The sequence below is a fragment of the Dellaglioa sp. CoH-55-MRSF-8 genome (genome assembly GCF_056782195.1).
The window spans coordinates 1-389 of sequence record NZ_JBXAYH010000095.1 but is presented as its reverse complement, the minus strand read 5'-3'; the positions used below and the strand labels follow the sequence as shown (position 1 = coordinate 389).

Below are 389 nucleotides of genomic sequence, written 5' to 3'. Positions count from 1 at the left end.
GCGCGGGAGTACCGGACGCGTCGTGAATTTACGGCTCATGAACTTCTCCTTGCTTGATGTGATTGTACGCATGGTACAGGACGTGGCCATCTACGTCAAGCTCGTTACGTCACGCGGTACCATCATCTCGGAACCGCGAATCAATTGCAGAACATCGGAGGCGGTGAGTTCCAACTCCTGAGCCGTTATCCCGTCTTCGATCAGGAGCGTGTGGTTCTTCAGGCCGTTGACCAGACGTAGCGTTACCAGCTTTTTCTTGGACGCGGGCGCGGCGTCGGCCACCACTTCGAGACCGGTGCCGTTGCATTCCCTGACCGCCTTCAGGCCGTCGATCTTAACGTGGACCTTGCGTGCCTCATCGATCTTGACCACGGTTCCGAATTTCGCAC

General features: G+C 57.1%; 1 protein-coding gene. It reads right to left on the bottom strand.

The window, feature by feature from the left end; translation table 11 throughout:
- Positions 1-90: 90 nt before the first annotated feature.
- Positions 91-389: hypothetical protein (locus tag AC1RPW_RS08060; protein WP_481769453.1), on the bottom strand; the 299-nt coding region annotated here is incomplete at its 5' end.